Here is a 12,915-nt window from a genome sequence, read left to right on the forward strand (position 1 = left end):
CCTTTCCGGAGTATTCAGGAAGCCGAGGGATACCAACGTGGGGTGTAGGCCCACACCCCGCCCGCCAGGCGAGGAAATACGCAGGTTGTCGAGGAGCCCACCAACACCATGGTGCGCATGTCGACCATTTCCGGCAGCAGTTCGGCCAAGGTAACTACCTTTAGCGTCTGCCCCGGCCTACCGATATCACGGCCAAGGACTACAGGCGTGTTCCCCTCGCGATGCCGACGCACGACCTCCAGTGCTGCCCCAAGCTGGTGCGGCCTGGCCTTGGAAATCGGGTTGTAGAACGCCAGCACCAGGTCGGCCTGGGCCGCCAGGTCCAGGCGCTTTTCAATGATCGACCACGGTTTGAGGTTGTCCGACAGCGACATTACGCAGAAGTCATGCCCCAGCGGCGCGCCCGCCTGGGCGGCCGTTGCCAGCGAGGCCGACACCCCCGGCAGGATCTCGAGATCCACCCGGTGCCAGACCGGGTCATCGGACGCGTGCAGCGCTTCAAGTACCGCAGCCGCCATGGCGAACACACCCGGGTCGCCCGACGAGACCACCACCACCGAGCGCCCCTGGGCCGCCAGTTCGAAGGCATGCCGGGCACGCTGCATTTCTTCACGGTTGTCGGTGCAATGCAGCACCTGGTCGTCACGGAACGGGCCAGCCATGCGCACGTAGGTTTCGTAACCGAGCACATCCTCGGCCCGTGCGAGTTCGGCCTTGACCGCCGGCACCATCAGCTCCGCTGCCCCCGGCCCCAGGCCGATGACTGCCAGGCGACCGCGACGACGGCCAACCTGCGCCACCTCGACCGGGGCAGGCGCCACTGCGATGACCACCTCAGCCACCTCGATCAGTTGCGCTGCGGGCAATGCCGCAGCAACCATGCCGGCCAGATCACGCGGTCGCGCAGCAAAGCGCAAGGCAACACCCAAAGCCTGTGCCGCCTCGTGCAGTGCACTATCGGCCATGGCTTGCTCGTCGGCCAGCAGGCAGGCCACTGCCGGCTCGGCGATGCCGGCCTGCTGCAATGCCGCACGGATACTGGCCAGGCTGCCGCCGGCAACACCCACTACCACCGAACGCGGGTGGATCAGCAACTCATCGCGGCTGGCCGGGCGCGCCTGGTGCCCCACATGGATGATACGCCGGGCCGCCTCACTGGCAGGCAACTGCGCCTGCTGCAGCCACGGCGCGTCCCCTTCGATGCGCACCGTCTCGCCAGCCAGCAGGTCGGAGACAAAGCGCTTGCCTTGCTCGATATCCGCCAGCGCATAGCCTTGCGGCGGGTTCAGCAGGCAGGTGCCGAAACGCAGCTCGCCACTGGTGGTGATGGCAGCGGCAACGCCCAATGCCTCGGCGATTTCGCGCGCCATCACGTTCACACCGCCAAGGCCACCCAGCAACGGCACTACGGCACTGCCGTCTTCGGCCACGGCCAGTACCGGTGGCTCGACACCCTTCTCGCTGAGCAGGCTGGCCAGGCTGCGGATGACGATACCCGCCGCGCACAGGGCGATGATCGGCGTGTTCTGCAGGTACAGCCCACGCAGGGTATCGCCGAACGCGGTGTAGCGAAGGTCGGCCCCCTCGACCCGGCCTTCCAGGCCATGGATCGATGCTTGTGGATAACACTGCTGGATACGCTGCGCCGTGGCCAGGCTGCCCTGGCCAAGGATGACGATCGCCGGTGCCTGGTGCATGTTCAGCCCTGCCATTTTTCACCCGGCACGATGATCAGTGAAAAGTACGGTGACGACTGTGGGTCGACCTGATCCAGCGGCACGATCTTCTGGTTGGCCATGGTTGCCCGCTCCACATACAGCGCGCGCCCGTCCAGGCCCAGTTCGGTCAGCACTTCACGCACCTTGGGGAAGTTGCGGCCAAGTTTCATGATCACCGCCGCGTCGGCGTCGGCCAGGCGACGCTTGAGCTCCTCGGCCGGCAACACGCCAGACAGCACCGACAGGCTCTGGTTGCGGTACACCAGCGGGGCGCCCAGGACCGAGGCGCCACCGAGCATCGAGCAGACGCCGGGGATCACTTCGGCCTCGTAGCGCTGCGCCAGGCGGTCGTGCAGGTACATATAGGAACCGTAAAAGAACGGGTCGCCTTCACAGATCACCGCTACGTCGCGGCCGGCATCCAGGTGCTCGGCTACCTGCACGCTGGCCTCGTCGTAGAAGTCGCTGATCACCTGTTCGTAGGACAACGGTGCTGGCAGCGCTTCGGTGGTGACCGGGTAAACCAGCGGCAGCAAGGTCTGCTCGGGCTGCAGGTGCGCCTCGATGATGCCGAAGGCATTGCCGCGCTTGCCCTTGGCCACGAAATAGCCGACCACCGGCGCTTCACGCAGCAGGCGCAGGGCCTTGAGGGTAATCAGTTCAGGGTCGCCAGGGCCCACGCCCAGGCCTAGCAGTCGTCCACGCGGCGTCATCATTCCACCTCCGTGGCCAGGGCGTTGACCGCGGCGGCGGCCATCGCGCTGCCGCCCAGGCGGCCCTGCATGATCACGAACGGCACGCCACGGCTGTCGGCGGCGAGCATGGCCTTGGACTCGGCGGCACCGACGAAACCGACCGGGAAACCGAGGATCAGCGCCGGCTTTGGCGCGCCGGCGTCGAGCATTTCCAGCAGGTAGAACAGCGCGGTAGGGGCGTTGCCGATCACCACCACACTGCCTTCCAGATACGGCCGCCAAAGCTCCAGGGCTACGGCGGAGCGGGTGTTGCCGGCGTCTTTCGCCAGGCCCGGCACGCTCGGGTCGCGCAGGGTGCAGATGACCTTGTTGTCGGCGGGCAGGCGGGCGCGGGTGATGCCTTCGGCGACCATGTGCGCATCGCACAGGATAGGCGCGCCATTCAGCAGGGCCTCGCGCCCGGCCCGGCCGGCGCCTTCGGAGAACTGCAGGCCATCGATGGCGTCGACCATGCCACAGGCGTGGATCACGCGCACGGCGAGCTTCTCGAGGTCTGCGGGGATCCGCTCGAGTCGGGCTTCCTCGCGGATGATCCGGAAGGAGTTGCGATAGATCTCCTGACCATCGCGGATGTAGTCAATCATCAAGGTGCTCCGTCGGCAGGTCGAGCATGGCGCCTGCTTCATTCAAGGTAAGGTCGGTGGCGCGCAGGGCACCAAAGCCCGGCTGGCGCGCATCACGCAGGTACAGGTCGTAACGGCCCGGCGCGCGGGCCAGCAGGGTGGCCGGGGCAACATGGGCCACCGCGCAGGATCGGGGGCAACCAGACAAGTGCACGCTGCCGGGTATGCCAGGCCCGAGCAGTGCGGCCAGAGTGACGGCATCGGCCTTGGTCTCGCCCAGGGCCTTGGCACAGCCGCTGGCACCGGTGCAGGCACTGATGCGCGCCAGCGGTTCACGGTCGTGGCACAGCAGGCCCAAGGCGGACAACTCGGCCTGGGCGTGGTCGATGTGTTGCGCTTGCAGGTTGGTCAGCACCAGGCTTTGCCAAGGGCTCAGGCGCAGGCTGCCATCGCCCCGTTCACGGGCAATACGCGCGGCGCCACGCAACATGGCCGGGGTCAGGCGCCCCTGCGGCGGGGTAACGCCCAAGGCAACGCCCTGGGCCTGGGGCAGAACGCCCAGCCACGAGACGCTGCGCGGTTCACGCCGCCACGCGAGCACGGCGGCATCGCGGCGGATGGCCAGGCCGAGCCCGTCGATGAAATCGGTTGCCGAACACACCTCGAGCAACTGGCGCATGCGCGACTGTGCCGGGGTCGCCAGGTCGAGGAAGCGCTCCAGCACAGCACGCACCAGGGCCAGGCCTTGGTCCGCCGGCACCGCGCCGAGCACCTGCCCATCTGCCGGGCAACCCGCCAGGCCAAACGCCAGCCAGGTCCGCTGCTCCAGGCGCATGGCCGACAGCCACAGGTCATGGGGGTGCTCGAGCATGGCCAGGTTTTCGCCGGCATCCAGCTGCACGGCGAACTTGGCCGACAGCTGATGAAAACGCGGGTTGGCTTCCAGCAGATCGAGGATCTGCCCGGCCAGTGGCCGAGCGTCCAGCAGCATCGCCGGGTCATGCCCGGCCAGCGGGCTGAGCATCAGGTTGCGCACATCGTCACCGGCGGCATCACGTGGACCCAGGCCGGCAGCGAGCAGTGTCTCGACCAGGCTGCGGTGCTCGCCACCAATGCCGCGAATCTGCAGGTTACTGCGGTTGGTGGCCTCGATTACGCCACCGGCGAAACGCTCGGCAGCCGCCGCCACCGCGTCGGCCTGCTCGGCCAGCAGCAGGCCGCCCGGCAGCTTGATGCGGCATATACCGCCATCACGGGCACTGACGATACGCCACAACCCCGGGCAAGCCGAGGGACGGGGCGATACATGGGAGGCATGGGCCTGGGTCAAAGGGGTGTCCGGCAATCTGTGAAAATGCGCTTGAGTGTAGAAGGCGCGGTATTATGCCTGCTTTGTCCGGCGGCATGAAAAGCCGGTGGTCGAGCATCCTCGGTGATCGAGTAGAAATTCAGGACCGCGCCGCCTTCTTCGCGGGCTCGCCCGCTCCCACAGAATCACCGCGCCACTCAACGGCTGCGCTGTACCTGTGGGAGCGGGCGAGCCCGCGAAGGGGCGTGCAGCGGCCCCAAAAAAGACGGAACGAATGTATGGCACCCTGGCTGACAATAGTAGGTATCGGCGAAGACGGCTTCAGCGGCCTGGGCAAGCAGGCCCGGCGCGCGCTGCTGGGCGCTGCGCGGATCTTCGGCAGCCCGCGCCAGCTGGCTTTGCTGCCACGCTGCGTGGCTGGCGAACGGCTGGATTGGCCAAGCCCGTTCTCCCTGGCCCCGGTGCTGGCCCTGCGCGGCGAGCCGGTGTGCGTGCTGGCCAGCGGCGACCCGATGTTCTACGGCGTCGGTGCCAGTCTGGCGCGCCAGCTGCCCGCCGCTGAAATGCGCGTGTTGTCGATGCCCTCCTCCTGCGCCCTGGCCGCTGCCCGCCTGGGCTGGCCGCTGCAGGACCTGCAGGTGGTGTCTCTGGTCGCTCGCCCCCTGGCAGCGCTCAATGCCCACCTGTACAGCGGCATGCACCTGCTGGTGCTGAGCAACGATGGCGACAGTCCGGCGGCGATTGCCGCGCTGCTGCGCGAGCGTGGCTTCGGGCCAAGCCGCCTGCGGGTATTCGAGCACCTGGGTGGCGAACAGGAGCGCGAGTTGGCCGGCACCGCCCAGGATTGGCCACACCGAGAAGTCGCCGCCCTCAACCTGGTAGCCATCCAGTGCCAGGCCGCAGCCGACGCCCCGCGCCTGCACCGGCTGGCCGGGCTACCGGACAGCGCCTTCCGGCATGACGGCCAGCTGACCAAACGCGATGTCCGCGCCATTACCCTGGCGCGCCTGGCACCACAGCCCGGCGAGCTGCTGTGGGACGTGGGCGCCGGCTGCGGCTCGATCGGCATCGAATGGATGCGTGCCCACCCGGCCTGCCGCGCCTTGGCCATCGAGGCCGACGAAGGCCGCCAGGGCTTCATCGAACACAACCGCGATGCGTTGGGTGTACCCGGCCTGCAACTGGTCCGCGGCAAGGCGCCTGCGGCGCTGCAGGGCCTGGAGCAACCCGATGCGATCTTCATAGGTGGCGGTGTAACCCGCGAAGGTGTGCTCGATCTGTGCTGGGCAAGCCTGCGCCCCGGCGGCCGACTGGTAGCCAACGCCGTTACCCTGCAAAGCGAACTGGCCCTGGCGCATTTCCGTGAACGCCACGGTGGCGAGCTGACCCGCATCCACATCGCCCATGCGCAGCCATTGGGGGCGTTCGACACTTGGCGCCAGGCGCTGCCGATCACCTTGCTGGATGTGGTGAAACCCGCCGATGCGTGAAGAAACCCGCGAACAACCCGCTCCCCTGCGCAGCGGCCTGACAACCGGCAGTTGCGCGACCGCCACCAGCCTGGCGGCAGCACGCCTGCTACTGGGCGGCGAGAGCAGCGACGCCGTCAGCATCACCCTGCCCAAGGGCAAGGTGGTGCAGATGCGCCTGGAGTTCTGCCGCCTCTTCGACCAAGGTGCCGAAGCGGGCACGCTCAAGGATGCCGGCGACGACCCGGACGTGACCCACGGTGCCCTGCTCTACAGCCAGGTGCGCCTGTTGGCCGAACCGGGCATCCGTTTTGTCGCCGGCACTGGCGTCGGCACCGTGACCCGACCGGGGCTGGTGCTGGCGGTGGGTGAGCCGGCTATCAACCCGGTACCAAGGCGCATGATCAGTGAACATCTGCAACGCCTGGCGGACGAATACGGCTACTCAGGCGGTTTCGAGGTCACGGTCAATGTGCAGGGCGGCGAGCAACTGGCCCTGAAGACCATGAACCCGCGCCTGGGCATCCTCGGCGGGCTGTCGATCCTCGGCACCAGCGGCATCGTCCGGCCGTTTTCCTGCGCGGCCTACATCGCCTCGATTCACCAGGGCATCGACGTCGCCCACACCAATGGTTACACGCACATCGCCGCGTGTACCGGCAACGCCAGCGAGGACACCATGCGCCGGGTCTACGGCCTGCCGGAAATCGCCCTGATCGAAATGGGCGATTTCGTCGGTGCGGTGCTCAAGCACCTGCGCAAGGTGCCGGTGCCACGCCTGACCCTGTGCGGCGGCTTTGGCAAGATCAGCAAGCTGGCCGCCGGGCACATGGACCTGCACAGCCGTCATTCCAGCATCGACCTGCCGCAACTGGCCGGCTGGGCAGCGGACATCGGCGCCGACGAGGCGCTGCAGGCATCGATCATAGCTGCCAACACCAGCCAGAAGGCCCTGGCACTGGCCCATGCAGCCGGCATACCGTTGGGTGACGCGGTGTGCGCCCACGCCCTGGCCTTCGCCTGCAGTGTGGTGCCGGCGCAGGTGCAGGTTGAGGTGTTCGCCATCGACCGCCAGGGTGGCATCGTCGGCCGGGCGGGTGTGCAATGAACGGGCGTATCCTGCTGCTGGGCGGCGTCACTGAAGCCCTGGCCCTCGCTCGCCGTTTGGGCCCGCAGCACGTCTACAGCCTGGCGGGCGTCGGCCGGGTGCCGCAGGACCTGCAATGCCAGGTTCGGGTCGGCGGCTTTGGCGGCGCCGAGGGGTTGGCCAACTACCTTCACGAGGCAGGCATCACGTTGCTGATCGATGCCACCCATCCCTATGCCGCGCAAATCAGTAGCAATGCTGCCAACGCCGCACGCATGGCCGGTATCCCGTGCTGGGCCTTGCGCCGCCCGGCCTGGCAGGCCCAAGCCGGGGACGACTGGCGCGAGGTCGAGGACTGGGCCGGGTTGATCGAGGCACTCAAACCGTTCCGCAGGCCTTTGTTCACGCTGGGGCGTGAGCCGCTGCAACATCTGGACGAGATACCACCGGAGCAATTCTGGACCTTGCGTGCGCTGGAGGCATGCCCTGGCAATGATCGCTGCGAAGTGATTGGTGCGCGGGGGCCGTTCCAGATCGAGGATGAGCGGGCGTTGTTCCTGCGCCGCAAGATCGATGTGCTGATCAGCAAGAACAGCGGCAGCGTGGCAACCGAGCCAAAGCTGGAGGTGGCGCGGGAGCTGGGGATACCTGTGCTGGTTCTGAAGCGGCCGGCTTTGCCGGATGTGGACCGGGCATTCGACTCGCCAGCCGACCTGGCTGCGGCACTCGACCTGCAATAGCAATGTCGCAAGCACGCCGCCGCCCCCCTGTGGGAGCGGGCACGCCCGCGAACACCGGCGAAGCCGGTGCCATGCACCGAGTCGTATTTTTCGCGGGCACGCCCGCTCCCACAGGGGTCGCCTACAGTGATTTCGGACTTTTCTTTCAAACCATGAAGTGGCCCTGTGCCGCCCTGCTACCTTAAACTCGGCACTCCCCCCCGGAAGGCGCTACCCATATGGAAATGCAATGGTGGATCTGGCTGGTGTTCGGCATCGCGCTGATGCTGCTCGAACTGGTCCTGCCGACGTTCTTCATCCTCTGGTTCGGCATCGGCGCCGTGCTGGTGTCACTCATTTCGCTGGCCGCCCCCAGCCTGCAACTGGATATGCAGGTACTGCTATGGGTGCTGATGTCGTCAGTCACCACTGCACTGTGGTTCAAGCTGTTCCGGCGCAAGCAGCCCGACGTGCGCTGGACCGCCGAAAGCGTGATCGGTGAAGTGGGGCTGCTGACCGCTGGCGTTTCGGAGTTCCAGAAAGGCCGCGTGCGCTTCCAGAAGCCGATCCTCGGCAACGAGGAATGGACCTGCATCGCCAACAGCGAGATCGCGGCCGGCGAGCGGGTACGCCTGACCGCCATCGAAGGGAACACCGCCCGGGTCATTCGGGCCTGAATCCGCACTAAAAGGAATTTCGCATCATGACCAGCCTCATCGTCGTCATCGCCATCGCCCTGTTCGTCCTGATCACCGTGTTCAAGGGGGTACGCATCGTGCCCCAGGGCGAGGAATGGGTCGTCGAGCGCCTGGGTCGCTACCAGAGCACCCTCAAGCCCGGCCTGAACATCGTCATCCCGTACATGGACGTGGTCGCCTACCGCCTGCCGACCAAGGACATCATCCTCGATGTCCAGCAGCAGGAAATCATCACCCGGGACAACGCGGTGATCGTTGCCAACGCCCTGTGCTTCGCCAAGGTGGTCGACCCGCAGAAGGCCTCCTATGGCGTGCAGGACTTCTCGTTCGCCGTCACCAGCCTGACCATGACCTCGCTGCGCGCCATCGTCGGTGCCATGGACCTGGACGAAGCGCTGTCCAGCCGCGAGCAGATCAAGGCGCGCCTGCGCGAGGCGATGTCCGAGCAGACCGAAGACTGGGGCGTGACCGTGCGCTCGGTGGAAATCCAGGACATCAAGCCTTCGGAGAACATGCAACTGGCCATGGAGCGCCAGGCGGCTGCCGAGCGCGAGCGCAAGGCCGACGTGACCCGTGCCGAAGGGGCCAAGCAGGCGGCGATCCTGGAAGCAGAAGCCCGCTTGCAGGCTGCCAGGCTGGATGCCGAAGCGCAGATCAGCCTGGCCGAAGCCTCGGCGCGGGCGATTTCGCTGGTCAAGGACGCGGTCGGCAACGAGACCGTGCCGGCAATGTACCTGCTGGGCGAGCGCTATGTAGGGGCGATGGAGAACCTGGCGGGCAGCAGCAACGCCAAGGTGGTGGTGTTGCCGGCAGACCTGCAGGAGACCGTGCGGGGGTTGATGGGGCGTAGCAAGGCTTGAGATTGGTTTGGCCTTCTTCGCGGGCTTGCCCGCTCCCACAGGTACACCACCGCTCTCAAGGCTGTAGGTAATCCTGTGGGAGCGGGCGAGCCCGCGAAGCAGGCGACACCGCTTCAACTACCCACCTGCGTCACTTCACCGCACCCCGCCATTTTTACCTATACTCGGCCTTACAATACCCACCACGATTCCTGACCGGATCTCTCCATGCCCCCACGTCGGCACATCGCCTGGATAGCCTGCCTTGCAGTGCTGTTCAACCTGCTGGCCATGCCGCTGTCCTCTGCCACGCCCAAGGGCCCGGCCGAGCAGCTGCTGTGGGGGGCCTTCTGTTCCAGCATGGCCAACAAGGCCAAGGCTGACGTCCAGGCCTTGGCCAAGATCGACCTCGGCCCGCAAAGCGACGACAGCGCCAGCATGATGAATTGCTGGTGCTGTTCCGGTGCCGCGCCACTGCTGGCCTTGCCCGGCTACCCGCCGCAGCTGCACAACCCGCCAATACTGCTGGCCGGGCTGCTGCCGCCACCCGCCGACTACCACGCCACGCCGCGCCAACTCTGGCCGGCGCTCAACCCCCGTGCCTCTCCGCTGGCCTGAGTTCATCACGCTGTCTGCCTGAACCTGAACAGAAACGGAGATTCACCATGCTCAAGCACGCCCTCGTCATGGCCGCCCTGCTGCTGCCCGGCGCCTTTGCCAATGCCCACGAATACAGCGTGGGTGACCTGCACATCGCCCACCCCTGGTCACTGCAGCTGCCCCCCAACGCACCCAACGTCGCGGCGTATTTCGTGGTGCACAACAACGGTCAGGCCGACGACCGCCTGCTCAGCGTCGACAGCCCCATCAGCGATGACGCGCAACTGCACGAGCATGCCATGAGCGCCAGCGGTGCCATGAAGATGCAGCAGGTGCCCAGCGTGGTGGTACCGGCCGGCAAGGACCTGATCTTCGCCCCCAGCGCCTACCATGTGATGCTGATGCAGCCCAAGGACCGCAGCCTGCTCAGCGATGGCAAGCGCTTCCCGTTGACCCTGCACTTCGAAAAGGCCGGCAATATCACCGTCGAGGTGGCCGTGCAGAAGCAGGCACCGACGGACCAGGCGCAAGCCCACCAACACGCGCACTGATCCCCGCTGAAAGGCACTCGTCATGAGCCTGCCGCGCAACAGCATCAGCCGTACCACCCGCCCTGACCGCAGGCGCGCCGGTGGCGGATGGCTGAGCCTGTTCGCCATGTGGATGATCTTCATCGGCCCGCTGATTTCCCAGTCGATGCCGATGGACCACCACGCCGGCATGAGCATGCCGATGGACATGCCGATGGCAACTGCCCATCAGCATGGCGGCGACACCCATCACGGCCAGGCTGGCGATGGTCAACTGCATGTGATGTGGGAAAAGTGCGGTTACTGCAGCCTGTTGTTCAACTGCCCGGCCCTGCCCCAGGCCCTCAGCCCACTCAGCGCCGGCAGCGTCGTCCCCACCACCCACCTGTTCGCCCCCACGCGCCAGGGCCATGCCCGGCAGGCTGTATTCCCCGGCGCGCGCAGCCGCGCCCCGCCTTCCTCGATCAACGTCTGAACCCACATTTTGCGCACGGAGCCAGGAGGCTTCGCGCTGACTCATGACTGATCGACTGGAATCATTATGTCCGGCTGCACCCCTGTTTTTGCCTTGTCCCTGCGTGGGACCATTGCCGCCGTGTGCGGCTCGCTGCTAGCGCCTGTGGCCCTGGCCGCCGACCCTGGCCATGAAGGCCATGCACACGAAGCTCCCGAGCTGAGCCCGACGGTGATCACCGCCGTGGCCCCGAGCTCGCCGCTGACCGTGGTCACCAACCCGAAAGACCCACGCCAGCCGGTGCCGGCCAGCGACGGCGCCGACTACCTGAAGACCATCCCCGGCTTCTCGGCCATTCGCGCCGGCGGCACCAACGGCGACCCGGTACTGCGCGGCATGTTCGGCTCGCGCCTGAACATCCTCACCAATGGTGGCCTGATGCTGGGCGCCTGCCCTAACCGCATGGACGCCCCCACCTCGTACATTTCACCGGAAACCTACGACCGCCTGACCGTGATCAAAGGCCCGCAAAGCGTGATCTGGGGCCCGGGCGGCTCGGCAGGCACCATCCTCTTCGAGCGTGAACCGGAAAAGTTCGGCACCCTCGGCAGCCGCGTCAATGCCAGCCTGTTGGCCGGCTCCAACGGCCGCTTCGACAAGGTGCTGGACACCGCCGCCGGCAACGACAAGGCCTACGCCCGCTTCGTCGGCAACCAGTCGCGCTCGGATGACTACCACGACGGCGATGACAACACCGTGCCGTCACGCTGGGACAAATGGAACGGCGATGTCGCCCTCGGCTGGACGCCCGACCAGGACACCCTGCTGGAACTCACCGCCGGCAAGGGCGATGGCGAGGCCCGCTATGCCGGGCGCGGCATGGATGGCTCGCAGTTCAAGCGCGAAAGCCTGGGCCTGCGTTTCGAAAAGTCCAACCTCGGCGAGGTGCTCGACAAGGTCGAGGCGCAGGTCTACTACAACTACGCCGACCACGTGATGGACAACTACAGCCTGCGCACGCCTTCGGGCAGCGGCATGATGGGCATGCCAATGGTCAGCAACGTTGACCGCCGCACCATGGGGGCACGCATCAAGGCCACCTGGCGCTGGGCCGACGTGCAACTGATCGGCGGCATCGACGCGCAGACCAACGAACATCGCAAGCGCGGCGGCATGGGCGTGGACGCGCACAAGGGCCAGGCCTGGACCAAGGACGCCGACTTTCACAACTACGGTGCCTTCGGCGAGCTGACCTGGTACGTCAGCGGTGAGGACCGCATGATTACCGGTGCCCGCCTGGACCGCGCCTCGGCCCGCGACTTCCGTGCGACCAGCGCCACCAACGGCGATACCCGCGCCGACACCCTGCCCAGCGGTTTTGTCCGCTACGAGCACGACCTGGCAGCCATCCCGGCCACCACGTACATCGGCCTTGGTCATGCCCAGCGTTTCCCCGACTACTGGGAGCTGTTCTCGCCCAAGCTGGCACCACCCGGTGCGGCCAATGCTTTCGACGGTATCAAGCCAGAGAAGACCACCCAGCTCGACTTTGGTGTCCAGTACCGCGACGAGCGCATGGAAGCCTGGGCTTCCGGCTACGTGGGGCAGATCCGCGACTACATCCTGTTCGACTACCTGGGGATGAGCTCCCGGGCTCGCAACATCGACGCCCGCGTCATGGGCGGCGAACTGGGCGCGGCCTACCAGCTGACGCAAAACTGGAAGGCCGACGCCACGCTGGCCTACGCCTGGGGCAAGAACAGCAGTGACGGCACAGCACTACCGCAAATGCCGCCCCTGGAAAGCCGCCTGGGACTGACCTACAGCCGCGATGCATGGAGCGTCGGCGCACTGTGGCGGCTGGTGGCGGCGCAGAACCGCATAGCCGAGAACCAGGGCAATGTGGTCGGCAAGGACTACGACAACAGCGCCGGCTTCGGCGTGTTCTCGCTCAATGGCGCCTACAAGGTGAGCAACCACCTCAAGCTCAGCGCGGGGGTCGACAACCTGTTCGACAAGACCTACGCCGAGCACTTGAACCTGGCCGGGAACGCCGGGTTCGGCTACCCGGCCAACGATCCACAGCCGGTCAACGAGCCAGGCAGGACCTTCTGGACCAAGGTCGACTTCAGCTTCTGACAACAACAACGGGCGCGGCGCAGGTCGCGCCCATC

General features: G+C 66.6%; 13 protein-coding genes. 9 read left to right on the top strand and 4 right to left on the bottom strand.

What is annotated here, in order from left to right; genetic code table 11:
* Positions 1-14: 14 nt before the first annotated feature.
* From cobJ to cobG, 4 genes are read right to left on the bottom strand one after another with little or no spacing between them, the layout of a single operon-like run.
* Complete coding sequence (gene cobJ, locus CAF70_RS23620) at positions 15-1,712, bottom strand: precorrin-3B C(17)-methyltransferase (RefSeq protein WP_085625781.1); 1,698 nt, start codon at positions 1,710-1,712, stop codon at positions 15-17.
* Positions 1,700-2,434, bottom strand: coding sequence for a precorrin-2 C(20)-methyltransferase (locus tag CAF70_RS23625; RefSeq protein ID WP_178076423.1), 735 nt, complete (start codon positions 2,432-2,434; stop codon positions 1,700-1,702). The genes cobJ and CAF70_RS23625 overlap by 13 nt, the downstream gene beginning before the upstream one ends.
* A complete protein-coding gene (locus CAF70_RS23630) occupies positions 2,431-3,057 on the bottom strand; it encodes a precorrin-8X methylmutase (protein WP_039613543.1) in 627 nt (208 codons plus the stop codon). The genes CAF70_RS23625 and CAF70_RS23630 overlap by 4 nt, the downstream gene beginning before the upstream one ends.
* A complete protein-coding gene (gene cobG / locus CAF70_RS23635; RefSeq protein ID WP_178076424.1) occupies positions 3,050-4,381 on the bottom strand; it encodes a precorrin-3B synthase in 1,332 nt (443 codons plus the stop codon). Before cobG ends, CAF70_RS23630 begins: the two co-directional genes overlap by 8 nt.
* 242 nt (positions 4,382-4,623) lie before the next feature.
* On the opposite strand from cobG, the gene cbiE reads away from it, so the two are divergent.
* The 9 genes from cbiE to CAF70_RS23685 all read left to right on the top strand — a co-directional run bounded on the left by cbiE (position 4,624) and on the right by CAF70_RS23685 (position 12,880).
* The gene (cbiE, locus tag CAF70_RS23640; RefSeq protein WP_085625784.1) at positions 4,624-5,835 is read left to right on the top strand and encodes a precorrin-6y C5,15-methyltransferase (decarboxylating) subunit CbiE; all 1,212 of its coding nucleotides are present in this window, start codon (positions 4,624-4,626) and stop codon (positions 5,833-5,835) included.
* The gene (locus CAF70_RS23645) at positions 5,828-6,922 is read left to right on the top strand and encodes a cobalt-precorrin-5B (C(1))-methyltransferase (RefSeq protein ID WP_085625785.1); all 1,095 of its coding nucleotides are present in this window, start codon (positions 5,828-5,830) and stop codon (positions 6,920-6,922) included. Before cbiE ends, CAF70_RS23645 begins: the two co-directional genes overlap by 8 nt.
* Complete coding sequence (locus CAF70_RS23650; RefSeq protein WP_085625786.1) at positions 6,919-7,641, top strand: cobalt-precorrin-6A reductase; 723 nt, start codon at positions 6,919-6,921, stop codon at positions 7,639-7,641. The genes CAF70_RS23645 and CAF70_RS23650 overlap by 4 nt, the downstream gene beginning before the upstream one ends.
* A 218-nt stretch (positions 7,642-7,859) precedes the next feature.
* A complete protein-coding gene (locus CAF70_RS23660) occupies positions 7,860-8,297 on the top strand; it encodes an NfeD family protein (protein ID WP_085625788.1) in 438 nt (145 codons plus the stop codon).
* Positions 8,298-8,323: 26 nt separating this feature from the next.
* Positions 8,324-9,178 carry an SPFH domain-containing protein gene (locus CAF70_RS23665; RefSeq protein WP_085625789.1) on the top strand — a complete coding sequence of 285 codons (855 nt, stop codon included), beginning with the start codon at positions 8,324-8,326 and terminating at the stop codon, positions 9,176-9,178.
* A 207-nt stretch (positions 9,179-9,385) separates the two neighbouring features.
* On the top strand, positions 9,386-9,775 hold the full coding sequence (locus CAF70_RS23670) for a DUF2946 domain-containing protein (protein WP_085625790.1): 390 nt from the start codon (positions 9,386-9,388) through the stop codon (positions 9,773-9,775).
* A gap of 47 nt (positions 9,776-9,822) precedes the next feature.
* Entirely contained in the window at positions 9,823-10,308 is a 486-nt protein-coding gene (locus CAF70_RS23675; RefSeq protein ID WP_085625791.1) for a copper chaperone PCu(A)C, read from the top strand.
* A gap of 22 nt (positions 10,309-10,330) precedes the next feature.
* A complete protein-coding gene (locus CAF70_RS23680) occupies positions 10,331-10,762 on the top strand; it encodes a DUF2946 domain-containing protein (protein ID WP_025340795.1) in 432 nt (143 codons plus the stop codon).
* Positions 10,763-10,828: 66 nt separating this feature from the next.
* Complete coding sequence (locus CAF70_RS23685) at positions 10,829-12,880, top strand: TonB-dependent copper receptor (RefSeq protein ID WP_085625792.1); 2,052 nt, start codon at positions 10,829-10,831, stop codon at positions 12,878-12,880.
* Positions 12,881-12,915 lie beyond the last annotated feature (35 nt).

The sequence above is a fragment of the Pseudomonas sp. B19(2017) genome, assembly GCF_002113165.1.
GTDB lineage: Bacteria > Pseudomonadota > Gammaproteobacteria > Pseudomonadales > Pseudomonadaceae > Aquipseudomonas.

Bases quoted from the DNA above. Each gene is read 5' to 3' on its own strand.
- cobJ (WP_085625781.1), bottom strand. From the start codon at position 1,712: ATGGCAGGGCTGAACATGCACCAGGCACCGGCGATCGTCATCCTTGGC.
- CAF70_RS23625 (WP_178076423.1), bottom strand. From the start codon at position 2,434: ATGATGACGCCGCGTGGACGACTGCTAGGCCTGGGCGTGGGCCCTGGC.
- CAF70_RS23630 (WP_039613543.1), bottom strand. From the start codon at position 3,057: ATGATTGACTACATCCGCGATGGTCAGGAGATCTATCGCAACTCCTTC.
- cbiE (WP_085625784.1), top strand. From the start codon at position 4,624: ATGGCACCCTGGCTGACAATAGTAGGTATCGGCGAAGACGGCTTCAGC.
- CAF70_RS23645 (WP_085625785.1), top strand. From the start codon at position 5,828: ATGCGTGAAGAAACCCGCGAACAACCCGCTCCCCTGCGCAGCGGCCTG.
- CAF70_RS23650 (WP_085625786.1), top strand. From the start codon at position 6,919: ATGAACGGGCGTATCCTGCTGCTGGGCGGCGTCACTGAAGCCCTGGCC.
- CAF70_RS23660 (WP_085625788.1), top strand. From the start codon at position 7,860: ATGGAAATGCAATGGTGGATCTGGCTGGTGTTCGGCATCGCGCTGATG.
- CAF70_RS23665 (WP_085625789.1), top strand. From the start codon at position 8,324: ATGACCAGCCTCATCGTCGTCATCGCCATCGCCCTGTTCGTCCTGATC.
- CAF70_RS23670 (WP_085625790.1), top strand. From the start codon at position 9,386: ATGCCCCCACGTCGGCACATCGCCTGGATAGCCTGCCTTGCAGTGCTG.
- CAF70_RS23675 (WP_085625791.1), top strand. From the start codon at position 9,823: ATGCTCAAGCACGCCCTCGTCATGGCCGCCCTGCTGCTGCCCGGCGCC.
- CAF70_RS23680 (WP_025340795.1), top strand. From the start codon at position 10,331: ATGAGCCTGCCGCGCAACAGCATCAGCCGTACCACCCGCCCTGACCGC.
- CAF70_RS23685 (WP_085625792.1), top strand. From the start codon at position 10,829: ATGTCCGGCTGCACCCCTGTTTTTGCCTTGTCCCTGCGTGGGACCATT.